The sequence below is a fragment of the Cupriavidus sp. UYPR2.512 genome, from assembly GCF_000379565.1.
GTDB lineage: Bacteria > Pseudomonadota > Gammaproteobacteria > Burkholderiales > Burkholderiaceae > Cupriavidus.
Map to the genome: position 1 here is coordinate 1 of NZ_KB903148.1, position 24,455 is coordinate 24,455.

Annotated in this window: 17 protein-coding genes; 9 read left to right on the forward strand and 8 right to left on the reverse strand. The window is 65.8% G+C overall.

The window, feature by feature from the left end:
- Positions 1-565 precede the first annotated feature (565 nt).
- Positions 566-1,537, reverse strand: a complete 972-nt coding sequence (locus A3A5_RS0123775) for a tripartite tricarboxylate transporter substrate binding protein (RefSeq protein ID WP_018312992.1) — start codon at positions 1,535-1,537, stop codon at positions 566-568.
- A gap of 56 nt (positions 1,538-1,593) precedes the next feature.
- Entirely contained in the window at positions 1,594-3,114 is a 1,521-nt protein-coding gene (locus tag A3A5_RS0123780; RefSeq protein ID WP_018312993.1) for a class I adenylate-forming enzyme family protein, read from the reverse strand.
- Between the two features lie 342 nt (positions 3,115-3,456).
- On the opposite strand from A3A5_RS0123780, the gene A3A5_RS0123785 reads away from it, so the two are divergent.
- The 4 genes from A3A5_RS0123785 (at position 3,457) to A3A5_RS0123800 (ending at position 8,851) form a co-directional block, all read left to right on the forward strand.
- On the forward strand, positions 3,457-4,650 hold the full coding sequence (locus A3A5_RS0123785) for an acyl-CoA dehydrogenase family protein (RefSeq protein ID WP_026201053.1): 1,194 nt from the start codon (positions 3,457-3,459) through the stop codon (positions 4,648-4,650).
- A gap of 13 nt (positions 4,651-4,663) precedes the next feature.
- The gene (locus A3A5_RS0123790; RefSeq protein WP_018312995.1) at positions 4,664-5,791 is read left to right on the forward strand and encodes an acyl-CoA dehydrogenase family protein; all 1,128 of its coding nucleotides are present in this window, start codon (positions 4,664-4,666) and stop codon (positions 5,789-5,791) included.
- Between the two features lie 252 nt (positions 5,792-6,043).
- A complete protein-coding gene (locus A3A5_RS0123795) occupies positions 6,044-7,423 on the forward strand; it encodes a DUF1329 domain-containing protein (RefSeq protein WP_018312996.1) in 1,380 nt (459 codons plus the stop codon).
- 195 nt (positions 7,424-7,618) lie between these two features.
- Positions 7,619-8,851, forward strand: a complete 1,233-nt coding sequence (locus A3A5_RS0123800; protein ID WP_018312997.1) for an anaerobic sulfatase maturase — start codon at positions 7,619-7,621, stop codon at positions 8,849-8,851.
- A gap of 50 nt (positions 8,852-8,901) precedes the next feature.
- Here the strand turns inward: A3A5_RS0123800 and A3A5_RS0123805 are convergent, their stop codons facing one another.
- The 3 genes from A3A5_RS0123805 to A3A5_RS44155 all read right to left on the reverse strand — a co-directional run bounded on the left by A3A5_RS0123805 (position 8,902) and on the right by A3A5_RS44155 (position 12,214).
- On the reverse strand, positions 8,902-11,199 hold the full coding sequence (locus A3A5_RS0123805) for an arylsulfatase (protein WP_018312998.1): 2,298 nt from the start codon (positions 11,197-11,199) through the stop codon (positions 8,902-8,904).
- Positions 11,200-11,334: 135 nt separating this feature from the next.
- Positions 11,335-11,625: a DUF1214 domain-containing protein gene (locus tag A3A5_RS45790; protein WP_369797811.1), complete on the reverse strand. Its 291-nt coding sequence runs from the start codon at positions 11,623-11,625 to the stop codon at positions 11,335-11,337.
- Positions 11,513-12,214 carry a DUF1254 domain-containing protein gene (locus A3A5_RS44155; RefSeq protein WP_018313000.1) on the reverse strand — a complete coding sequence of 234 codons (702 nt, stop codon included), beginning with the start codon at positions 12,212-12,214 and terminating at the stop codon, positions 11,513-11,515. The genes A3A5_RS45790 and A3A5_RS44155 overlap by 113 nt, the downstream gene beginning before the upstream one ends.
- Positions 12,215-12,429: 215 nt before the next feature.
- On the opposite strand from A3A5_RS44155, the gene A3A5_RS0123820 reads away from it, so the two are divergent.
- Genes A3A5_RS0123820 through A3A5_RS0123835 form a run of 4 tightly spaced genes read left to right on the forward strand, consistent with a single transcriptional unit; the run spans position 12,430 to position 17,210 of the window.
- Positions 12,430-13,392 carry a tripartite tricarboxylate transporter substrate binding protein gene (locus A3A5_RS0123820; protein WP_018313001.1) on the forward strand — a complete coding sequence of 321 codons (963 nt, stop codon included), beginning with the start codon at positions 12,430-12,432 and terminating at the stop codon, positions 13,390-13,392.
- A 31-nt stretch (positions 13,393-13,423) separates the two neighbouring features.
- Complete coding sequence (locus tag A3A5_RS0123825; protein ID WP_018313002.1) at positions 13,424-14,236, forward strand: enoyl-CoA hydratase/isomerase family protein; 813 nt, start codon at positions 13,424-13,426, stop codon at positions 14,234-14,236.
- Positions 14,237-14,242: 6 nt separating this feature from the next.
- Positions 14,243-16,378 carry an acetate--CoA ligase family protein gene (locus tag A3A5_RS0123830; RefSeq protein WP_018313003.1) on the forward strand — a complete coding sequence of 712 codons (2,136 nt, stop codon included), beginning with the start codon at positions 14,243-14,245 and terminating at the stop codon, positions 16,376-16,378.
- 25 nt (positions 16,379-16,403) lie between these two features.
- Positions 16,404-17,210 carry an IclR family transcriptional regulator gene (locus A3A5_RS0123835; protein WP_018313004.1) on the forward strand — a complete coding sequence of 269 codons (807 nt, stop codon included), beginning with the start codon at positions 16,404-16,406 and terminating at the stop codon, positions 17,208-17,210.
- A 337-nt stretch (positions 17,211-17,547) separates the two neighbouring features.
- On the opposite strand, the gene A3A5_RS0123840 is transcribed toward A3A5_RS0123835, so the two are convergent.
- From A3A5_RS0123840 to A3A5_RS0123850, 3 genes are read right to left on the reverse strand one after another with little or no spacing between them, the layout of a single operon-like run.
- A complete protein-coding gene (locus A3A5_RS0123840) occupies positions 17,548-20,103 on the reverse strand; it encodes an alpha/beta hydrolase fold domain-containing protein (protein ID WP_018313005.1) in 2,556 nt (851 codons plus the stop codon).
- Positions 20,104-20,115: 12 nt separating this feature from the next.
- The gene (locus A3A5_RS39305) at positions 20,116-21,768 is read right to left on the reverse strand and encodes a GMC family oxidoreductase (protein ID WP_018313006.1); all 1,653 of its coding nucleotides are present in this window, start codon (positions 21,766-21,768) and stop codon (positions 20,116-20,118) included.
- Between the two features lie 23 nt (positions 21,769-21,791).
- Positions 21,792-23,213 carry a coniferyl aldehyde dehydrogenase gene (locus A3A5_RS0123850; RefSeq protein ID WP_018313007.1) on the reverse strand — a complete coding sequence of 474 codons (1,422 nt, stop codon included), beginning with the start codon at positions 23,211-23,213 and terminating at the stop codon, positions 21,792-21,794.
- 147 nt (positions 23,214-23,360) lie between these two features.
- On the opposite strand from A3A5_RS0123850, the gene A3A5_RS0123855 reads away from it, so the two are divergent.
- The gene (locus tag A3A5_RS0123855) at positions 23,361-24,395 is read left to right on the forward strand and encodes an AraC family transcriptional regulator (RefSeq protein ID WP_157637292.1); all 1,035 of its coding nucleotides are present in this window, start codon (positions 23,361-23,363) and stop codon (positions 24,393-24,395) included.
- Positions 24,396-24,455 lie beyond the last annotated feature (60 nt).

Consider the following 24,455-nt stretch of genomic DNA (forward strand, 5'->3'; position numbering starts at 1 on the left):
TGGTGGTTCGAGCCAGCTACGCTCCCTGTCTGGTGCCTGCGTCGACGGACTATTGGACGAACCCGACTTTAGGTTGTTGGCAGCCTGCTAAGACCGCCATCGGTGGGACGCCTACGGCTGCGCTGCGCGCACTCAGCATCTCAGGTCGAAGGCACGGGCATGAAGTGCATCGCTGCGCTCGCATCGCGTGGTCGCGGATGACGCCGAGCCCAACGATGTTAGAAGGTGGTCGGTCGCTCTGCGTAGGGCCGGCGCAGCAGCCGTAGGCGTCCCCGCGCTACGGCTGGCAGCAGGCGGCCTACACCCTGCATGGGGATCGTTCAATAGTGGGTTAACGGAGGCACTGTCCCTGACTCACATGGCGTTAGCAGGCTCGAACGGGCAACCACGCCAAAACGGCAAGCACCGCCGCCGATACGACCAACGCCGTGCAATTTATTGCCAGCCGCATAGGCGACGCGTTTTTCTGCTTACTCTTTTGTCGCTCGGACAAAAGAGTAAGTCGCCGGCTACGCCGGCGAAACAGACCACGCCAGCCAAGCACGACATACCAGCCAGAACCAGCTTAATCCGCCTGAATATTCGCCTTCTTCACCACCCCGCCCCACAGCGCCAGCTCACGCTGGATCCGATCCCCCAGCGCCTTCGGCGTGCTGATATTGACGTCATACCCCCCCGCCGTCATCCGTTGCCGGAAGGCAGCATCCTCCCCAACCGTCTTCTGCGCCTTGACCAGCTTGTCAACCACATCGGCCGGCAGCTTCTGCGGCCCCACCAGCGCATACCAGCCGGTCAGGTCATAGTCCTTCTGCCCCGACTCGATCATGGTCGGCACGCTTGGCAGCGCCGGGTTGCGGGTCTTCGACGTGACCGCCAGCGCGCGCACCTTGCCGCCGTTGATATGCCCGATGGCCGTGCCGGTGATGTCGAACATGAACGTCACCTTGCCGCTCATCACGTCGGCCATGGCCGGCGCGTTGCCCTTGTACGGCACGTGCAGCATCTTCACGTTGTTCATCTGCGCCAGCAGTTCCGCGGACAGGTGGTTGGATGCGCCCACGCCGGCGGAGCCGAACGACACGCCCTCAGGATGCTTGCGCGCGTAGTCGACCAGTTCCCCCACGTTCTTCGCCGGGAACTCCTTGTTCACCAGCAGCACGTTGGTGTAGTCGGTGATCAGGCCGATATAGGTGAAGTCCTTGACCGGGTTGAAGTTGACCGAGTGCTGGATCAGCGGGGTCATGGTCATGGTCGGGCTGGCGACGAAATACAGCGTGTAGCCGTCCGGCGCCGCCTTGGCGGTCATGTCGGCGGCAATCGCGCCGCTGGCGCCCGCACGGTTGTCCACCACCACCGGCTGCTTGAGCACGCGGCCCAACTGCTCGGCGTAGATGCGTGCCGCGGTATCGACCGGGCCGCCGGGTGCATAGCCCACCAGCAGCTTGACCGGCCGCGACGGGTAGGCGTCGGCGGCCCACGCCGCGCCCTGCAGCAGCAGCGTGGTGGTCAGGGCTGCCAGTGTCGTCCATGTCTTCATTGTTGTCTCCTCCAGGTATGGCTGTAGTGCCGGGGGCCACCAGGCCCGCCGGGCGTTTAGTCGAGCAAGGCGCGCAGCGGCTGCTTGAGCAGCTTGCCGCTCGCCGTGGTCGGAATCACGTCGACGGTGCGGACCTCGGCGGGGCGCTTGTACGGGGCCAGGCTCTCGCGCAGGTAGGTGTCCAACGCCTTGCGGTCGAGTTCCGCGCCGTCCTGCAATTCAATGAAAGCCACCACTTCCTCGTTGCCGTCGCCGGTGGTGCGTCCGACCACGGCCGACTGGCGCACGCCGGGAAAGGCATTGATCACCGACTCGACCTCGATCGGGTAGACGTTGAAGCCCGAGCGGATGATCAGGTCCTTGGAGCGGCCGGAGATAAACAGCGCGCCGTCGGCATCCAGGTAGCCCAGGTCGCCGGTGTTGAGCCAGCCGCCGGGCAGCAGCGCCTCGGCGGTCTGCTCGGGATTGCGGTAGTAGCCCAGCATCACGCCCGGGCCGCGCACGCGGATCTGGCCGCGCTCGCCGGCGGGAAGCGGCTTGCCTTCGGCATCGGTGATCTCGATTTCCACGCCTTCGACGATATAGCCGGCCGAGCAGTCGGCGCGCGGGGCTTCCATGCGCGTGATGAAGAGCGAGCCGGCGTATTCGGTGATGCCGTAGCCATGGTGCAGCGCCTGGCCGAACAGGGTTTCGACCTCGCGCTTGAGCGTGGGGTCCAGCGGCGCGCCGCCGGTATAGAGGTAGCGCAGGCGCGGATAGGCGCCGGGCTTCGCGCCGACGGCGGGCGCCACCGCCATGATGCGCGTGAACATGGTCGGCACGCCCTGCAGGATGGTGACACCGGGTGATGCCAGCGACTCGAACACTTCATTGGCGTCGAAGCGCGGGCGCAGGAACAGGCTGGCGCCGGCATACAGCGTGGCCATCAGCACGGTGGCAATGCCGAAGATATGCGACATCGGCAAGGCGCCGTAGGCCACGTCGGCCGGGCCCATGTCGCGCGAGGTGGCGGAGATGCGCGCAAACTGCGTCAGGCCCGCGTGCGGCACCATCACGCCCTTTGGCGCGCCGGTGGTGCCGGAGGTATAGATCAGCGTGGCGACGCTGCGGGCCAGCCCGGCCGGCTCGCGCTGCGGCGGGGTGGCCGCGCGCACCACCCGCATGCCAGCGTCGAACACCGGGCAGCCGGTGGCCTGTGCGCCCAGCCGCTCGCCGTGCGCCGCGGCTACGTCGGAGACATGGCCGGTGAACAGCACCAGCGCCGGCTGCGCATGATCGCGGATATTGTCGATCTCGCGCGCGGACAGGCGCGCGTTGACCTGGATCGGCCAGGCGTGCAGCAGGCTGCTGGCGAACAGCGTGACCACCATCTCGTTGCAGTTCTCGCCGACCACCATCACGCGGTCGCCCTCGCCTACGCCCTGCGCCGCCAGCCAGTCGCGGGCGGCCTCGATGCGCCGCCACAGCTCGCCGTAGGTAATGACGGCGCCGTTCTCGTGCAGGCACGGCGCGTCGGGCGTCTGCGCGGCCCAGTAGCGGGGAATCTCGTGGATATATTCGGGGCGGAAGGACGACATGGTGCTGGTGGTTTCTCGATACAGGCTGAGTCGGATATGTGGCGGAATGCACCCGGCCACATGAAACTGGCTGCATCAGTTTGCGGCAAGCCCCGTGCCGGAGCCATTTGGAATTCACTAAGGCCGTGTTCGTCAACGCCACTGGCCAGCCGCCGTCCGCCCACCACCACCCGGCGCAGGTGGTTCCGCCTCCACGAAGGACGGCTTTATCATTGATGAAGCAAGGAATCGCGTCCGGCCCCTACAATCGGTCGGCACAGTGAGGGCCGCCGCTTTGACGCATTGCACAACCAAGCTGAGCAAGAAGCGCCGCGCGGCCCGCGTACCACAGGGGACATTCAGATGGATTTGCGTTTCACCGCCGAGGAACAGGCCTTCCGCGAGGAGGTCCGCGCATTCGCGCAGGCCAGCCTTCCGGAAGATATCCGCAACAAGGTACTCAACCACCAGCGCGTGGAAAAGGACGACTACGTCCACTGGCACCGCATCCTGCAGGCCCGCGGCTGGGGCGCGCCGACCTGGCCCACGCAATGGGGCGGCACCGGCTGGACCGCGCTGCAGCGCCTGATCTTCGAGATCGAGACCTTCCGCGCCGGCGCGCCGCGCATGCTGCCGTTCGGGCTGACTATGATCGGGCCGGTGCTGATGAAGTACGCCGGCCCCGAGATGCAGCAGCGCTTCCTGCCGCGCATCCCCAATGTCGACGACTTCTGGTGCCAGGGCTACTCCGAGCCGGGCTCGGGTTCCGACCTGGCCTCGCTGAAGACGCGCGCGGTGCGCAAGGGCGACAAGTACATCGTCAACGGCCAGAAGACCTGGACCACCATGGCCCACTTTGCCGACTGGATCTTCTGCCTGGTGCGCACCGACCCGGAGGCCAAGGCCCAGGAAGGCATCTCGATGCTGCTGATCGACATGAAGTCGCCCGGCGTAACAGTGCGCCCGATCAAGACGCTCGATGGCGGCCATGACGTCAACGAGACCTGGTTCGAGGACGTGGAAGTACCGGTCGGGAACCTGGTCGGCGAAGAGAACCGCGCCTGGACCTATGCCAAGTACCTGCTCGGCCATGAGCGCACCGGCATTGCCGGCATCGGCCACTGCCACCGCGAACTGCGCCTGCTCAAGCACTACGCCAGCCAGGCCACCGACGGCGCCGGCCGCCCGCTGATCGAAGACGTGCGCATGCGCGACAAGATCGCCCGCGTCGAGATGGACATCATGGCGCTGGAAATGCTGCTGCTGCGCGTTGCCACGCAGGCCGCCGGCACCCCCGGCCCCGAGGCCTCGATCGTCAAGATCCGCGGCTCCGAGGTGCAGCAGGATCTGGGCATGCTGATGATGGAGGTGGCCGGCCCCAACGCCTGGCCGTATTCGCCGGACTGGCTTGAGCCGGGCGCGACGCAGCCGGTGGCGGGTCCAGACTGGGCCGCCCCTGCCGCCTCCACCTACTACGACATGCGCAAGACCTCGATCTACGGCGGCGCGACCGAAGTGCAGAAGAACATCATCTCCAAGATGATCCTGGGTTTCTGAAGGGATAGCTGACATGGACTTCACCTACAGCGAAGAGCAACAGATGCTGGCGGACAGCCTGCGCCGCTTCATCGATACCGAATACACCTTCGAGGCCCGCCGCAAGAGCGCGCGCGCGGGCGAAAGCCTGGATCGCGGCGTGTGGAACAAGCTGGCCGAGATGGGCGTGCTGGGCCTGACCGTGCCGGCCGACTTCGGCGGCTTCGGCGAAAGCCCCGCCAGCCAGCTGGTGGTGCAGCGCGAATTGGGCCGCGGCCTGGTGCTGGAGCCGGTCACGCCCAGCGGCGTGATGGCCGCGGCCATCCTGGCCGCCCACGGCAGCACCGCGCAGAAGGAAGAATGGCTGCCCGCGATTGCCTCGGGCGAGCGCATCGTCACGCTGGCCTACCTGGAGCCGACCACTCGCTACCGCCCGGAATCGGCCCGCGCCAGCGCCGAGCGCAGCGGCGACGGCTACGTGCTCAACGGCATCAAGAGCGTGGTCTGGCACGGCGCCGCCGCCGACGCCTACCTGCTGACCGCGCGCGTGGCCGGCGGCAATGAGATTGCGTTGTTCCTGGTGCCGCGCGACAGCAAGGGCCTGGGCGTCACCGCCTATCCCACCATCGACGGCCTGCGCGCCGTCGACCTGTCTCTGCAGGACGTGACCGTGCCCGCCAGCGCGCTGGTGGGCCAGCCCGCCGACGGCCTGGCCGCGCTGGGCGTGGGCCTGGAGCACGGCGTTGCCGCGCTGTGCGCCGAGGGCGCCGGCGCCATGGAAAAGCTGATCGAGATCACCGCCGAGTACCTGGGCACGCGCCAGCAGTTCGGCAAGCCGCTGGCCAGCTTCCAGGCGCTGCAGCACCGCATGGCCGACATGCTGGTGCAGAAGGAGCTGGCGCTGTCGATGGCCTACGTCGCGGTCCAGGCGCTGGACGAGGCCGATTCCGCCGCGCGCCGGCGCATGCTGTCCGCGGCCAAGGTGACGCTGGCCCGCGCCGGGCGCTTCGTCGGCCAGCAGGCGGTGCAGCTGCATGGCGGCATGGGCATGACCGATGAGCTGTCCGTGGGCGACTACTTCAAGCGCCTGACCATGCTGGACCAGTTGCTGGGCGACAGCGACTACCACCTGCAGCGCTTTGGCGAAGTGATGGAAGCCTGACCCCAGCCTGCCGCATCACCGTGCGTGGCCGGGCCTTGCCCGGCCACGCTTCGTTTTACCCCCCACTCTTCATCCCCCCTTTCCTTCCCGCGGTCGTGTCCGCAATCTCCCTGGCAGCATGCCGAGCGCATCCCGCACGCTAGGGAAATCCACTAGTCCGTTCCAACGATTCCTCGCCGGCGCGCCATCACTACGCTGTCACCACAGGCCCAGGCGTCGCCGGCCATTTCCCTAGGAAGGAGCGAGACTTCAATGACATCCAGGACACATCGACTGCTGCGCGGTGGCCTGCTGATCACCAGCATGGCACTGGCAGCGACATCGTGGGCGAAGGCCACCCCGGAAGAACTCAAGCAGCTTGACGGCAACCTCACGCCGATGGGCGCCGAGCGCGCCGCCAGCAAGGACGGCGAGGTCCCGGCGTGGAGCGGCAAATGGCTGGGCGCGCCGCCCCATGTCAAATACCAGCGCGGCGAGCGCTATCCCGACCCGTATGCCGACGAGAAACCGCTGTTCGTCATCACCGCGCAGAACATGGCGCAGTATGCCGAGCGGCTGAGCGAGGGCGAGAAGGCGCTGCTCAAGAAGTACCCCGACACCTTCAAGATGCCGGTGTACCCAAGCCATCGCGACTTCCGCTACGAGGACGCCGCTTACAAGGACATCCGCACCTACGCCACTACCGTCAGCATGACGAGTGACGCCAATGGCCTGAAGGATGCGGGGCCCCAGGTGCCCTACCCGATCCCGAAGACGGCCATGGAACTGCTGTGGAACCAGCGCTTCTCCGCGGCCATTGGCACCGAGAAGGCGCAGTACGACCAGGCGGTGGTCTATCCGAACGGTTCGATCGCATGGGGCCGCGTCTCTTACAACATCTTTTCGCCGCGCAACAATGGCAAGTTCGATCCCAAGAACCCCCTCAACGAGCGCACCTTCTTCCGCACTGCCACCGACCTGCCCTTGCGTGACCGCGGCCAGGTGATCGTGGGGTATACCGTCTGGGACCAGGAAGGTTCGGACACCAACCGCACCTGGATCTACAACCCGGGCACGCGCCGGGTACGCCAGGCGCCGGAGTTCGGCTTTGACCAGCCCCAGGGCCCCGGCGGCTTCCGCACAGTGGATGACGACCGCCTGTTCAATGGCTCGGGCGAGCGCTACAACTGGAAGATCGTCGGCAAGAAGGAGATCTACGTCCCGTACCACAGCTACAAGCTGATGAGCGCCTCGGTCAAGTACAAGGACCTGCTGACGAATGGCCACGCCAACCCGGACGTCATGCGCTACGAGCTGCATCGGGTATGGATCCTGGAGGCGACGCTGAAGCCGGGCTTCCGCCACCAGTATGCGAAGCGTGTGCTGTATCTCGACGAGGACACCTGGCAGTCGGTAGCCGCCGACAACTACGATGGCCGCGGCCAGTTGTGGCGCACCAACCTGCAGGCCCTGGTGTATGCCTACGATGCGCACCGCTTCTCTGCCGCCACCGTGTTCTACCACGACCTGATCTCAGGCGCCTACCTGGCCGACCGCCTGACCAACGAGGGCCCGATGGCAAAGCTGAACAACAACCCGGAATTCAGCGAGGCACTCTTCTCGCCTGACGCCGCGCGCGGATCCGGCACCTGATCGCAGCGCACTGCCGGGCCGGGAGCACCCTTCGCCCGGCCGTTCTTCCCGCACCCGCCCTTGCCGCACGGCAAGGGCTTTTTTGCTGATGCCCCACACCGCCGGTCCGCGTCATCGTGACCGCTGGCGCCGGCGTGACCAAGCGCCATGGACACCACTTCATCCGTTACCCCCGCGCCCCGGCCTTTTCACGCGATGGCAAAGCCCAGTGGATCGGACTGCAACCTGGACTGCGCGTATTGCTTCTACCTCGAAAAAGCATCCCTGTACCCCGGCGAACGCAAGCGCCGGATGCAGGACGATGTGCTGGCTGCGTATGTGCGCGACTACATTGCGTCGCACCTACCCGGGTCGGAGGTCGCCTTCACCTGGCAGGGCGGCGAGCCCACCTTGCTCGGCCTGGACTTCTATCGCCGCGCGGTCGAACTACAGCAGCGTTTCGGTGCCGGCCGAACCATCACCAACAGCTTCCAGACCAACGGCCTGCTACTGGACGATGCATGGTGCGCTTTCTTCGCCAGGCACGACTTCCTGATCGGCCTGTCGCTGGACGGCCCGGCGGATATCCACGACGCCTATCGTGTCACTGCGGGCGGCCAGCCGAGCCATGCGCTGGTGCTGCGTGCGCTCGGGAAACTCCAGGCGCATGGCGTCCGCTTCAACGTGCTGGCCTGTGTCAACCGGCGCAGCGCACGCGAGCCGCTGCTGGTCTATGAATTCATGCGGACCCATGGCGTGCGCCACATCCAGTTCATCCCCGTGGTGGAACGCCTGCCCGCCGCGGCCGACAGCGCCATTGGCCTCACCCTGCATGCCCCGGGCGGCAAGGTGCTGGCGCCGGCATTGCCGGGCGCGGCTGCAAGCCTGACTGAATGGTCGGTTCTGCCTGCCGATTACGGCAACTTTCTCAATGCGATTTTTGACGCCTGGGTGCGGCGCGATGTCGGCACCGTCCACGTCATGAACTTCGAATGGGCGCTCGCCAACTACATGGGCGAGCCTGGCGCTGCCTGCCATCACCAGCCGACCTGTGGCCGCGCCGTGGTGGTGGAGCATAACGGCGACGTCTATGCCTGCGACCACTACGTCTACCCGGCGCACCGGCTGGGCAATCTCTCGGCGGCGTCGCTGGCGGACATGGTAGAGTCGGCGGCGCAGCATGCATTCGGCCAGGACAAGCTCCGCTCGCTGCCGGCACAATGCCGCACTTGCAAGATGCTCAAGGGCTGCTGGGGCGGCTGCCCGAAGCACCGCTTCACCGCGACGCGGGACGGCGAGGCCGGGCTCAACTATCTGTGTGAAGGCTATTACGGGTTCTTCAGCCACGTGGCGCCGTATCTGCGCGCCCTGTCCGACCTGATCCGGGGTGGCCGGCCGGCCAGCGACATCATGCGTGCTGTCGTTTTGCGCGCAGGCGGCGCACGGTAGTCGCATCGCCCCCGCCGTTCACCGGACGGGGGCACAAGCGACCATCGCTGCTAGCGCAGATCCATCGAAACCTTGTCGATGCGACCGCCGCCGAAGGCATAGCCGAGCGGCGCGTCCGCGGGATACGTTCCCGCCGCCGAGCCATGATCGATGCCGACATCGAAGGTCTCGTCAATGGTGTAGAAGCCGGGCGGGCTCGCCGGCAAGCGGTCGCTGCCTGCCGGCATGCCATCCACGAGCAGCGCCACGTCTGCGCCCTTGCCGTAGCCGCCGCCGTCATAGTTGAAATCGAAGCGAAGCTCGTGGCGTCCGGCTGACAGCGGCGCCGGCCCTCGCAACGTCACCGTCTTCAGGTCGAACAGGCGGTACATGAACACCGGGTGACCCTCGCCATCCAGGTAGAGCGACCACCCCGCGCTGTGGCCGCCGAGCGCCGCGATCACGCCACGCGCGCGCTCGCCCGCGTCGACCGTGGCCGACACGCTCCAGGACCGGTTGTAGGTCTTCGGCAAGGCTGACTCCGGCACGCCCACCACGCCTTGTCCGTATGTCACGCTGCTGCGCCCCGCGGACAATGACGGCAGCTTCCTGGCATCGGCCGGCGACATATTGCGCAGCGGCAGCACCTGGTTGCGCTCCGCCTCGCGCAGGAACAGCTGCTTCATTCTCTCCAGCCGCGCCGGCTCGCGCTGCGCCAGGTCATTGGCTTGCGAGAAATCCGTGGTCAGGTCATAGAGCTCCCACTGGTCGCCGTCGAACGGCTTCTGGCCATAGTCGATCACGGTCCACGGCCGCCGGCTGTGGATGGCCGATGCCATCCAGCCATCCTGGTAGATGGCGCGATGCCCGAATACCTCGAAGTACTGGGTGGCATGGCGTGCCGGGGCCTTGCCATCGGCAAAGCTGTAGAGCAGGCTCACGCCGTCCATGGGCTTCTGCGGAATACCGTTGACCACGGACGGCGCCTGGATATGGGCCGCCTCCAGGATGGTCGGCGCGATGTCGTTGACATGGCCGAACTGGCTGCGCAGCGCGCCACGCTCGGCGATGCGCTTCGGCCAGGTCACCACCATCGGGTTGCGCGTGCCGCCGAGATGGGACGCTACGGCCTTGGTCCACTTGAACGGCGTATCCAGCGCCCAGGCCCAGCCGGCCGGATAGTGCGCATAGGTGCCGGGCCCGCCGAGCGCGTCAAGCTGCGCCAGCCGGATGGCGTCGGTTTCGGGCAGCCCCTGCACCGGGGCAAAGTAGCTGGCGCTGCCGGACAGGCCGCCTTCGGCACTGGCACCGTTGTCGCCAACGATGTAGACGAACATCGTATTGTCGAACTGGCCGCTCGCCTTCAGCGCTTCCACCAGTTGGCCGACCTGCGCATCGGTGTGCGCCAGGAAGCCCGCGTAGACCTCCATCAGCCGCGACGCGACACGCTTCTGGTCCGGCGACAGCGTATCCCACGCCGGCAGGTCCGGCATGCGCGCGGTCAACTGCGTATTGGCCGGGATCACGCCCAATGCCTTCTGGCGCGCGAAGATTTCCTCACGCAGCTTGTCCCAGCCCTGGTCGAACTTGCCGCGGTATTTTTCGATCCAGGCTTTCGGCGCCTGCAGCGGCGCATGCGCGGCACCGGGCGCGAAGTAGAGGAACACCGGCTTGTCCGGCGTGACCGCGTGTTGCACGCGCAGCCAGTCGATGGCCTTGTCGGCCAGGTCCGCGGTGAGGTGGTAGTCGCGCCCTGGCGGCCGCATGACCGGCGCGGTGCCTTCGTAGAGCGAAGGATCGAACTGGTCCGTTTCGCCGCCATGGAAACCATAGAAGCGCTCAAACCCCTCCCCGGTCGGCCAGCGGTCGAAGGGGCCGCTTGGCGACAGCTCCCAATCCGGCGTCTGGTGCCACTTGCCGAATGCCGCCGTGCTGTAGCCGTTCTGGCGCAGCACCTCGGCAATGGTGGCAGTGTCCTTCGTATGGAATCCGCTGTAGCCCGGGCGTTCGTCGGGCACGTTCGCCACCGCGCCGATGCCGGTGGCATGCGCATTGCGGCCAGTCAGCAAGGCCGAGCGAGTGGGCGAGCAGATCGCCGTGGTATGGAAGTTGTTGTAGCGCAGGCCCTCGTGCGCCAGCGATTCCAGCACCGGCGTCTGGACCGGCCCGCCGAAGGTGGAGGCCGCGCCGAAGCCGACGTCGTCGAGCAGCACGATCACCACATTAGGCGCGCCCGCCGGGGCCTTGACCTGGTAGGCCGGCTTGGCTGCTGTGGGAGCCGCGGGCGCAACCATCGGCCCGGGTTGCGCAAATGCGGGCGTGGTGCCAAGCGCCAGGCATGTGGCGAGGAATTTGCGGGAAAGCTGCATAAGCGTCCTGAGGTATGCGTTGGCCGGTGCGGCGGCATGAGCTTGCCGGCCTGCATTGTTCCCATGCCGATGTGCCGCGGGCATCGTCTGCCCGGACTATGCCGGGCCCGCGACCCTAGGCGCAGCCGGACGCCGCTACGGTTCTGCCCGGGTAACATCGCCGATGCGCCATTTGCCCGCATACGGCGCCTCGGTCGCTGCGTACAGGCGCCACAGCAGGAAGAAGCCTCGCCCTGGCACGGTCTGGATCCAGTTCGACGCCAGGCCCGCCGGTGCGCTGGGCCCGAAGTACACATCGACCGAGCCGTCGGCTTCAGGTCCTTGAGCGATGACAGCGACGGGCGCCGCTGCTCCGCCTGCACGAAGCCGGTGGCACCAGCAAGTACCTGCCGCCATGGCCCGCATCCGGACCGATCCGGCCGACATCCTCCACCGGCCGCTGCCACGCATCCGGGATCACGCCGTACTGATTGCCCGCGGGGATTTCCACCACCAGCGGGCCGCTGTCGCGCAGGTTGGCATAGCTGAACGAATAGACGACGTCGTCGTTGCCCGCCTGCAGACGCTGGTTGACCTGTTCCAGCTCGTCGAACACAAACAGCCCCATCGGCCGGATGCCGATGCAGCGTGCGCCTTCGGCCATGGCACCGAGACCGACCAGCGGCTGGGCCCAGATGTAGGCCTGCACGGCACGCTGGTATTCGAGCTCGTCATAAAGGCGTGTTGCGGTATCGCCGTCCGGATAATGCGAGACCGCGAAGGCCAGCGGCCCCTGCATGGCCGCGGTATCCCAGCCGCATGGGCAAAGCCGGCCGCACCGGCAAGAAGAAGTGCTGCCAGCCGCCCTCGGCGGGATGTCGACGAACGGGTCGAGCGAATGGTAGTGGCTGTTGTACGTGATGCCCCTGCGCCCATAGCTGTCGCGCGGCGGCATGTTGAACATCGAGCCGGGGCGGTCCAGCGTGGGCGGCCGCAGGATCAGGGTGGCAGAGCAGGCATTGAGCAGCGCGCGCACGGACTCCAGTGCGCTGGACCATTCCTCTCATTTCCCGGCAAAAAATCGCCGGCACGCATTACCACCAGCGTCCAATTCCATAGAATGGAATTGGACCGCTGACCTTTTGACGTTCCACGCTTAACCTGTTTCTGCAGCCGGCACATTACCGCCGGCGATGCAGACGACAGGAGACTACCTTGGCAAGCTTCCCACTACGTGCCGCCCGCAGGCTGATGGCGCTCTTTGCGCCCCTCGCACTGCTGGCGGCCATCGCAGCACCGCCGGCGCAGGCCGCCTATCCCGACAAGCCCATTCGCATCGTCGTGCCGTTCTCCCCGGGCGGCGGCACCGACCTGATTTCGCGCGCCATGGGCGTCGCGATGGGCCAGGACCTCGGGCAACCTGTGGTCATCGACAACCGACCCGGCGGCGGAACCATCATCGGCACAGATAACGTCGCCAAGGCACCGCCAGACGGCTACACGCTGGTGATGGCGACGTTCGCCCATGCCGTCAATCCGAGCCTGCAGCCGAAGCTACCCTACCAGACCGACAAGGCATTCGCGCCGGTCATGCTGATTGGCCGCTCGCCCAATGTGCTCGTGGTGCGGGCCGACAGCCCGTACAAGTCGGTGCAGGACATCATCAATGCCGCCCGTGCAAAGCCGGGGCAACTCTCGTTCGCATCGCAAGGTCCGGGCACGTCCGCGCATCTGGCGGGCGAGCTGTTCAAAAGCCTGGCCAGGGTCGACCTCAACCACATCCCCTATAAAGGCGCCGGTCCCGCCATCACAGACCTGCTAGGCGGGCAGGTCGACATGATGTTTGCGACGGCTTCGGCTGTGGGCAACCTGCTCGAATCGGGCAAGCTGCGCGCGCTGGGGGTAACCACGTCTCAACGCTCCACCAGCGTCGACCTGGCGAAGGTGCCGACCATCGCCGAGGCCGGCGTGCCGGAATACGTCGCGGAGAGCTGGTACGGGCTCTTCGTGCCAGCCGGCACGCCCGCGCCCGTGATCGCCCGCTTGAACGCCGCGGCAAGAAAGGCGGTGACGGCTGACGCATTCCGCAAACGCGTAGCGTCAGAGGGTCTGATCGTCTCGCCCGGGACGCCGGAAGATCTGGGCCGCTACGTGCTCGGAGAACGGGCGCGCTGGAGCAAGGTCGTCAAGGACGCCCACATCACCCTCAACTGACAGCTTCCCGAACATCATCCAGGCAACCATCATGAGCGAATACCAACTGATCCATCTCGAAGCCCGGGAAGGCGTCGCAGTCCTGACGCTGAACCGTCCCGAAAAGCGCAACGCTATCAGCGACGACATGCGCACCGAACTCATCCGTGCGCTCGAGTCCATCGCCGCCAGCCGCGAAATCCGCGCGCTGGTGCTGACCGGCAACGGCAAGGGCTTCTGCGCCGGCGGGGACGTCGCAGGCATGCAGCGGCGCATGGACGCGCCGGCCGGCGAAGTCGGCTTCAACGGCTGGACGCGCCAGCAGCGCGTGCACCATTCGGTGGCGCTGCTGCACGACATGCCCAAGCCGGTCATCGCCGCGGTCAATGGCAGCGCCAACGGACTCGGCGCCGACATGGCCATGGCCTGTGACTTCGTGATTGCCTCCGCATCGGCCAGCTTTGCCTGGTCCTACATCCATCGCGGACTGATTCCGGATGGCGGCGGCATGTACTTCCTGCCGCGCCGCACCGGGCTGTCCATCGCCAAGGGGCTGATCTTCAGCGGCCGCAAGGTGGAGGCCGAAGAAGCGCTGGCCCTGGGCATCGCGGACCGGCTGAGCACGTCGCCGCAAGCGCTGGTGTCCGAAGCGGTCGCCTGGGCGGCCGAGTTGTCGCAAGGCTCGGCCACGGCGCTGGCGCTCGGCAAGACGATCCTGAATCAGACCTTCGAGCTCACCGCGGAACAGGTGTTCGCGCAGGGCAGCCAGGCGCAAGGCATCTGCTACACCAGCGCCGAGCACCGCGAAGCCGTGCTCGCCTTCCTTGCCAGGACCGCCACTCAGACCGCTGCGGCAAAGGGCTAAGACATCATGACGACATCACACCAGTTTTCGCCGACGCCCTCGCGCCCGGATGCCGACGCGATCTCGCGCCTGTTCACGCCGCGCAGCGTCGCGGTGATCGGCGCGTCGGCCGACCCGGCAAAGACCTCCGGCCGGCCTGTCTCGTACCTGATGCGCCATGGCTATGCCGGCACGATTTATCCAGTCAATCCCAGGGTAGAGGCAATTGCCGGCATCCGTTGCTATCCCGATATCGGCTCACTTCCCGAAGTCCCCGACGTTGGCATCGTCCTGCTCGGCGCCGAGCGTGCGCATCACGCGGTACGCGAACTGGCGGCCCGGGGCACCGGGGCGGCTATCGTGCTGGCAAGCGGCTATACGGAGACTGGCGCGGAAGGCGCGCGCCGGCAGGCCGAACTGGTCGAGGCCGCCGGCAGCATGCGTCTGCTCGGGCCGAACACGATCGGGCTGGTCAACGTAACCGACAGCATCCCGCTGTCGGCGAGCGGCGCGCTGGAGATGGAGCAGTTTCCGGCCGGCGGCATCGGCGTGGTGTCGCAAAGCGGCGGCATCCTGGGCGCGGTGCTGTCGCGCGCCGCGGCACGGGGCGTAGGCTTGTCCAAGCTGGTCTCCACCAGCAACGAGGCAGATCTCGATCTGGCGGATTTCATCGACTACCTGGCCGATGATCCCGCCACCCACGTCATCGCGCTGTACGTGGAAAGCGTGCGGCATCCCGACAAATTCCGTGCCGCGGCACTGAAAGCGGCGAGGGCCGGAAAGCCGGTCGTCGCATTCAAGATCGGCCGCTCCGAAGCCGGCGCCCGGGCCGCCGTCTCGCATACGGGCGCCATGGCGGGCGCCGACCGTATGTACGACGCCTTGTTCGCGCAGGTCGGCGTCATCCGCGCACAAACCTTCTCGGACCTGATCGACATCCCCGCCGCGCTGGCGACCGGCCGCAGGTTGAACGGCAGGCGGATTGCCGTGCTCACTTCTACCGGCGGAGCCGGCACGCTGGTGTCCGACAGCCTCGGTGTCTCCGGCTTCGAAACGCCACCGCCAGACGCTTCCACCGCGCAACAGTTGCGCGCCTTGCAGAAAGGCGACCACGCGGCGCTGGACCGCAATCCCATCGACGTGACGCTCGCCGGCCTGCAGCCAGACCTGCTGCGCAGCGCAATCCGCACACTGCTGGCCAGTCCCGCCTACGATGCAGTAGCCGTCATCGTAGGCTCGTCCGGACTCGCCTTGCCACACCTGATGGCTGATGCCATTACCGACTGCCTGCCGGAGAGCGACAAGCCCGTGCTGGCCTATGTCAGTCCCCATGCACCGGAGGCCGCGGCCGTGTTGAACCGGCGCGGCGTGCCCGCGTTCAGCGCGCCCGAAAGCTGCGCGGTGGCGTTCGGCGCCATGCTGTCGGCCAAGCCTCTGGCGCGGGACGACGATGCTCCCACGCCAGAAGCCAAATTCATGGACGCCTTGGAGCTGCCATCGGGTCCGATGGACGAGGCGGCAGCGAAGCAGCTCTTCGCGTATTTCGGCGTGCCGGGCGTCCGCGAGCAAGAGGTGGCCGACGCTGTCCAGGCAGAAGCGGCCGCCCGGGAAATGGGCGGACAGGTTGTCCTGAAGCTCCTCTCGTCCACCATTACGCACAAGAGCGACGTGGGCGGCGTGGCGGTAGGCGTCGCGCCAGCAGAGATCGGCAGGCGGCTGGAAAGGATGCGCGAGGACGTGCAGCGTCATACGGGCCATGCCACTGAACGCTTCCTCGTCCAGGAAATGGTCAGTGGCGGCGTTGAACTGATCCTCGGCATGCACCGCGATGCGCTGGGCACCGCGATCCTCCTCGGCATGGGCGGCGTCACGGCGGAGCTGTTCCAGGACACGACCATGCGCCTGCTCCCGCCCACACGCGGACTGACGCGCGGCGAGGCGCTGGCCATGATTCACGACCTCAAGACCTGGCCGCTGCTCGACGGGTTCCGCGGACGTCCGAAAGCCGATGTGGCAGCGCTCGCGGATGCTATTGTGGCGTTCTCGGCCATGGCTGCGGCAATGGGCACCCGGCTGGCGGAGGCGGAGATCAACCCCATCTTCGTGCTGCCTGCCGGCCAGGGTGTGCGTGCGGCGGACGGCGTGGCGGTGATCGGCCAATGACATCAATCCCGCGGGAGGCGACACGGTGGATCCGCAAGACGCAAGTCGCCGGGCGCGCGGCCGTCCGGCCAACCTGCTGGCCAATCGCTCCCTCGAGCGCGGCATCGAGATCCTGCGGGCATTCCGGCCGGGTTCGGAGATCCTGGGCAACAGCGAACTTGCCGAACGGACCGGGCTGCCCCGCTCGACGGTAAGCCGTCTCACGCAGAGCCTTGTGGAGACTGGCTTTCTGCAGTACGACGCAGGATTGCGCGCCTACCGCCTCGGCGTTCCCGTGCTTAGCCTCGCGCATGCGATGCGCGGGGGGGCCGCTGTCCTGCAGGTCGCGGCCCCGTTCATGCGTAAGCTTGCGGAAGGTGAGCACCTGAACGTCGGCCTGGCGATGGCCGACCGCGACGAGATGGTCTACCTCGAATCGATCCGCTACAGCCGCAGGGCATCCTTGCGCAGCGTAGTGGCGGGCCAGCGTGTGCCGATGGCGCTCACTTCTCTGGGGCGCGCCTGGCTGGCCGTAGCACCCGAGTCAGATCGCGCTGCCTTGATGGCGGACTTCTCGACACGCTTCGCCCACTGGCGAACAGTTGAAGCGGAAATCCGGCAGGCCATTGCACATGTCCAGCGGCACGGATGGTGCGCCGCCTCCTGGCAACCCGAAGTCGTGGCGGTCTCCACCCCGCTACAGCTTGAATCGCATCCCATTCACGTCCTCAATGTCAGCCTGTCGACGAAGGTACCGTTCGCGGAAGCCGCCGCTCGGCTGGCGCCGCTGCTAATGCGCCTGTCTTCGGATGTCCGGGCAGCATTTCTTGCGACGCAGGCTCGGGCTGGTTGAAGTGTCTCCTGCCATGATCGGCTGACCAGCCGCCGGCCATGGCCGGCGAGGTGCCCGCCATGATCCATATGCGCAGGTCCAATATCTGCGCGGAGCCGACGTCCGAATGTCGGGGTGGAGCAGTGAGCTAGGGACTGTAGATGGCCGGCAAGCGCCGTTGCTGAGTCCTGAGCGAACGGCAGGGAATCGGCCGACCCCCTTGGTGGCATCGTCTAGCATAGATACGCTGGCCAAGCGACCGACAAGGCAGGGAGCGCCCGATATGACGGTTACGAGTCAAGTGACGGTTACGAAGCTTCTATTATCAATGGTCGGGAAACGAAATCTTGACGAGTGATCATGGCGATGTCACCAGGGTGGAAGTGTCGGAGACGGCGACGGGGGAAGCAGCAGGTTGATGCCTGAGCGAGGCAACTCGCAACGTGCGGGTGTTGGCCGCCGAACTGGTCCCTTGCACCACCCGCTCCCGTGCAAAGCTGGCGAGCGTGCGCAGGGCATCCTGCGCGGAGCGGAGGTAAAACGCCTGGAGGTGGAACACATGCCAGCGTGCCCCATGCACTTCGAGCCGGCATGGCACGCCACACGCGGTGGCGTGTTCGACCAGGCGGGTCGAATCCGAAAGGAGCACCTCCTGGTCGCCTGCCTGAATCAGCATGGGCGGAAGGCCGCGCAGATCCGCCTTGAGGGGATGCAGAGCCGCGGGGTGACTGGCCGCGCGATACCAACGCAGCCCCTGCTCCAACCAGCCCTTTCGGATCATCGGATCGGTGCGGCAACGGGTTGTCAATGAGGCCCCGCTGAGCGAGTCATCCGTCACCGGCGAGATCAACAGGAGGCCAGCAGGCGCCGGAGCGCCGCGCTGCTTGAGGGCGAGCGCCAAAGAGAGGGCAAGGGCGCCACCTGCCGAGTCGCCGGCGATCATGATCCGGTCCGGCGCATAGCCCTCGGCACGCAATGCCTGGTAGCAGGCGATTGCGTCCTCCAGCGCAGCGGGATACGGATGCTCCGGCGCGAGCCGATAGTCGGGCAGCCAGACCGGCAGGCCGGATTCCACGGCAAGGCGCGTCGTGATGCTTCGGTGTGTACCGGGTCCGCCGAGACAGAAGGCGCCTCCATGGAGGTACAGGACCACGCCGCCAATCTCGCCACGCTTCGGCGCGATGATCTCGACCGGTACCTTGCCGGCCGCACTTCGATACCGGATCACATCACCCACGCCGGGCATCAGCGCAGACAGCAGGCTCACGACGCCTCGCTGGAACGCCGCCCCGAAAGGCGGTCCGATGAGCGGCCGGAAGCTCGTACGGAGAAGCCCGCGCAACAGGCTGGCGCTCACGGACTCTACCGTGCTTTGCGGCGCTGCCACGACGGTTCCCGCCGATCCAGAGTGCGCTTCAGGCAGCGGTCGCGTGAAACGGAAGGCCTGCAGACTCGAGAACCGGGTCAGCCATCGGTACGACAGCGTGAAGCCGGGCCAGTTGGTGCTGTTGTGCCCGCTGGCGTCCACGTACCAGCTCTTGCAGCCACTCCAGACCGAACTGGCGAGCCGCTGCTGGATGCCCACATTGAAGCGCCCGTAGCGGCGTTCGTCCACCTCGATTGCCGATGCGTCGGCCGCCCGCATCGCCTTGCAGCAGCGGATAACGTGCGCGATTTGGCTTTCGAGCATGTAGACGATCGAATTGTGGCCCAGGTTGGTGTTCGGCCCGTAGAGCATGAAGAAATTTGGGAAGCCAGGCACCGTGAGCCCGAGATACGCCTGCGCGCCGCGGCGCCAGGCGTCGTTCAGGTCGGTTCCTGCCCGACCGGTGATGCGCATCGGGGACAGGAACTCTGTCGCGGCGAAGCCCGTCCCATAGACAATTGCGTCGACGGGGTGGTGGACGCCATCCACCGTCTCGATGCCGTTCTCCGTGACCCTGCGAATGCCGTCGGTCACCAGTTCGACGTTCGGCCTGCTGATCGCGGCGAGGTATTCGCTGGACAGCAGGATGCGCTTGCAGCCGATCGGGTAGTCGGGTGTCAATTTGGTGCGCAAGGAGGCATCGGGCACCTGCCGGTCGAGCAGCCGCTGAAAGGGCTTGCCAACTGCGAGGCGCATCAGACCACTGAAGCGTGTGAAAGCCAGCGCGCGCGCTTCGTACTGGACGTAGATAGCGGCGCGATGCAGCTTCATTACCCATGGCAGCCGCCTGAACAAGGCCTTGCTAAATGAGCCGTAGGGCCGGTCGGGGCGAGGGGTGATGTAGGCCGGCGATCGCTGGAACACGGTGAGTTTTCCCACCGTGTCCGCAATGGCAGGCACGAACTGGATGGCGGATGCGCCTGTTCCGATCACGGCAACCCGCTTTCCATTAAGCGGATAGCTGTGATCCCAGCGGGCCGAATGGAATGCGTGCCCCTTGAAGCTATCAAGACCCGGGAGTCGGGGCATTGCGGGCCGGCTCAGTTGACCGGTGCCGCTGATCAGCAGGGATGCACATAGGGTTGAGCCGTCTGTCAGCGTGACCAACCACAGGGACCTGCCTTCGTCATAGCGTGCGCTGGCGACCTCGGAGCAGTATCGGATGTGTGATTCCAGGGCGTACTTTCGCGCGCAGTGTTGGAGATAGGCATGGATCTCGGCCTGCGGTGCAAATGTCCTCGACCAGTTCGGGTTCGGTTCGAACGAGAAGGAGTACAAGTGCGACGGCACGTCGCACGCGGCGCCCGGATAGCCGTTGTCGCGCCAGACGCCGCCGACGTCGTGCGAGCGTTCAAGCAGAACGAAATCCTTCACCCCCGTACGCTGGAAGGCTACGGCCATGCCGATGCCGGCGAAGCCTGCACCAATGATGATGGCAGCAAGTGGCTTCCTGGCTTCCGGGTGTCGGGTGGGATCAGATGAATGCATGCTGGGACTCCTTCAGACGGGAAAGGACGGCTCGCTGGGTATGTCGCCGGCCCGGATACCGGGTTGGACACGCGAACGCCCACGGATCAGGTCAACGGCTTTTTCTGCAATCATGATCGTTGGCGCATTGGTGTTCCCGCCAATCAGCGTGGGCATGATCGAAGCGTCGACGATCCGTAGGCCGTGGAGTCCGCGCACACGCAACTGCGGATCGACCACGGCATCCTCATCGACCCCCATCTTGCAAGTGCCGACAGGGTGGTAGACCGTATCGGTACGCTGCCTCAGGATCTCGCGGATCTCGTCATCGCTGCTTACGTTTGCAGTGAACAAGTCCTGCGTGATCCAGTCAGCCAGTGCCGGCGCCTGCATCAGCCGGCGCGTCATCTTGAAGCCGGCGACCATATCGTCCAGATCCTGAGTATCCTGGAAGAACGCCGGGTCAATCAGCGGCGCATCCACAGGGCGGCTGCTTTGGAGCGTGACAGTGCCGCGGCTGCGTGGCCGCAACAGGCAGACATGGCAGGACAGACCGTGCCCGAGGTGCATCTTCCTGCCGTGGTCATCGACGAGCGCGACCACGAAATGAAGCTGGATGTCGGGCGCGAGCAACTCGGCGCGCGTTTTCAGGAAGGCACCACCCTCGGCGAAATTCGAGGTCAGCGCGCCGCGCCGTTCCCGACGGAAGCGCCTGATCTCGCGCAACATGCGAAGGCCGCCGCGGATCGAGAGCCCCATGGTGTCAAGACTGCGGGTGCGATAGCCAAAGATGAAGTCCGGATGGTCCTGCAGGTTCTTGCCGACCCCTGGCAGATGCGTGACTGGCTGGATGCCAAAGCGCGCGAGTTCTGCGGCCGGGCCCACGCCGGACAGCATCAGGATCTGAGGCGTCTGCAACGCGCCGGCGGCGAGGACAACCTCTCGCCGAGCAAGAAACGTATGAAGACTTCCCCCGATCAGCACTTCGACGCCGACTGCCCGGGTGCCATCGAAGAGAATGCGCCGCACCTGTGCATGGGTTTCCACGCTCAGGTTGTCCCGCCGACCGATATGCGGCAAGAGATAGGCACGCGCGGCGCTGCAGCGCTCACCGTGCTTCTGGTTGACCTGGTAGATCCCCACGCCTTCCTGTTCTGCGCCGTTGAAGTCATCAGTCAAGGGAAATCCGGCCTGACGGGCGGCTTCCAGATACCGGGCATGGAAAGGGTTGCCGGTGCGCAGGTCGCTGACCCACAAGGGACCGTCCCGGCCATGCCATTCGTTGTCGATGTGCTCGTTGTGCTCGCTGAGACGGAAGTATGGCAACACCTCGTCGTAGGACCACCCGAGGTTGCCCAAGCCTGCCCAGGTGTCATAGTCGCGCCGATGCCCGCGGATATAGACCATGGCATTGATGGCCGACGAGCCTCCTAGCGTGCGGCCGCGCGGCTGGTAGCCTTTGCGCCCGTTCAGTCCCGGCTGCGGCATCGTCTCGAACGCCCAGTTATTGAGCGTGGTGGGCAGCATGGCGACCGCGCCCGTCGGGATGGTCACCACCGCGTCTCGGCCATTTCCGCCGGCCTCCAGCACGCAAACGGACACGGAAGTGTCCTCCGACAGCCGGCCCGCGACAACGCAGCCGCTAGAGCCACCGCCCACGACGATATAGTCAAAGGTCTTGTTCATGATTGAATATGGAAATACTGGCTTCAGGTGATGCGCTTGAGGGCGCCGAGCAGCATGTCGAAGGCTTTTCCGTAAGGTGGGTGGAACAGAAACGTCCCGTTCAATCGGGTCTGATGGAAGACGGGCTTGAGCTTGCTGAAGGTCCGGAATCCCCATTCACCGTGATAAGCACCGATACCGCTCGGCCCTACGCCGCCAAACGGTTGGTGTTCCTGCGCGATATGCCAGAGGCAGTCATTCACGGTGACCCCGCCAGAGATTGTTTCCTGCAGCACGCGCTCCCTGTGCACCGGATCGCGTCCAAACCAGTACAGCGCGAGAGGCCGATCCATTCGATTGATCCGGGTGATGGCCTCGTCGAGGTTGCCGTATTCGACAATCGGGAGCACGGGCCCAAAGATTTCCTCGCGCATCACGCGCATGTCGTCCCTGGCATTCAGCACAATGACTGGCGCAAACTTGCGGGTTGACCCAGTGAACCGCTCGCGCGTCGGATTTACCTCGATGACGCGCGCACCCGCATCCCTTGCCTCCCGGACCAGATCGACCAGCCGCTGGCGGTGCCGGTCGGAGACGATGGCGGTGTAGTCAGGATTGGTTTCCAGCGTGGGGTACATCCGTGCAATGGCAGCCGAGAGCAGCGTGGCGACCTTCCCGGCCGTGCCGGTGGGAACCAGCAGGTAGTCCGGTGCAATGCAGGTTTGCCCCGCGTTCATGAGCTTGCCGAACGCCAGACGCCGGACCGCCACTTCCAGATCGCAAGACGGATCGAAGATCGCCGGCGACTTCCCGCCGAGTTCCAGCGTGACAGGTGTCAGGTTCGCGGCGGCAGCGGTTGCCACCATGCGACCCACAGCCGTCGAGCCGGTGAAGAAGAGATGATCGAACGGCAGTCCGGTAAAAGCCTTGCCCACCTCGGCATCGCCGTTCACCACGCTCAGCTCGCCCGGATCGAAGCTGGCCTTCACCATGTCTTCCAGTAGCGCAGAGAGGTGCGGCGTCAGCTCCGATGGCTTGATCAGCACCCGGTTGCCTGCCGCGATGGCCGCCAGCGCCGGCCCAAGGGCAAGCTGGAAGGGGTAGTTCCATGGCGAAATGATGCCCACGACGCCCAGCGGCTGGGGAAGCAGGCGGTTGCGGCCGGGGCGGAAGTGCAGATCCGTCCTGACGCTGCGGTTGCGCATCCACTCCTTCAGGTGTCCACGCGCATGCCGGATGCCGGTGCGCACCATGAAGATCTCGGCCAGCCGCGTCTCATGGGCGGACCTGCCGGAGAAATCCGCGCTGATCGCGCGCACGATCGCCGCCTCGTGCGTCTCGGTCAGCGCGAGCAGGCGATCCAGCCGCGACAGGCGAATTTCCCGCGAGGGATATGGATCGAGCGCAAAGTCCCGGCATTGCACGGCAAACCGGGCGGCAAGGTCAGTCGCCGGATTGAACAGCATGTGGTCTCCCTCCTGTCGGACGTCCAGTCGCTCATGCGGCAACTTGAATGCCCTGAATATTGCGACTGACAGGGGAAAGCACCAATGCTGGGGTGGGACAATTGCTTTAGTATTTGGGCCAAATCGGCTTCCCTAGGGTTTCCCAGTATGAACGTTTGGGACTTCAGCCGGAGTCCTGCCAGCGCCCGGCTGCTGGTCGATTTCGGCGTCGAGCGCGGGCTGTCCGCTCCCGGCCTGCTCGCAAGAAGCGGACTGTCCTCCCGGCAGCTTGGCGACCCCAATGTCGAGATCACGGCCGAACAGGAATTGCGCGTCGCGGCCAACCTGCTGCGCGCGTTGAAGCAACCGTCAGGCGGGCTTGGCTTCGAAGTGGGCGCGCGATATCACTTCTCGACCTATGGCCTCTGGGGTTATGGCCTGATCGCCAGCGGCACGGCAGGGGATGCGCTGTCGCTGGCATTGCGGTTCCTGCCGCTGACCTACGCATTTACCGTGATTTCGTACTACGAGGAGGGCGAGTTTGGCGTCCTCAGCTTCGCGGAGCCTGACCTTGCCCCGGAGCTCAAGCGTTTCCTTGTGGAACGGGACATGGCCGCAACGGCCGTGTTGCTGAAGGAGGTCTGCGGTGAGACGTTTTCCCTGGCCCGCTTCACGCTCAAGACGCATCGCGCGCCGGTCGGGCAGACGTCGTCCGCTGTTGTCAGGAGCGTTTTCGGAAGAAGCCCGGAGGGGGCGGCGCGCCTGAACAGCCTGGCATTTGAGCGATCCCTTCTCAGCCGGCGGCTGCCGCAGGCCGACCCCGTCACGGTGTCGATGTGCGAGCAGATGTGCGAGCGCTTGATGGAGTCGCGACGGGTCCGGGCCGGGGCCGCCGCCACCATTCGCCAGTATCTGAATGCGGCACCCGGCGGCCTGCGCTCAACCCTGGAAGACATGGCGCGCATGATGAATACCAGCCCGCGTACATTGAAGCGTCGCCTGCAGGAAGAAGGTACGACATACACGGCTTTGCTGGCGGATGCCCGTGGAGCCGTCGCAAGGGAACTGCTGCTCGACCGGAGCCTGGCACTGACCGAGATCGCAGGGAGGTTGGGGTTCAGCGATCTGTCGAGCTTCTCACAGGCATTCAAGCGCTGGTACGGAATGGCGCCCACTGTCTTTCGAGATCGCAACTCTCGATAGTTGTCACCCGTCGCTTGCAAACGTCGGCGCTTGAAAGCACGGCATGAATGACCGCTCTGG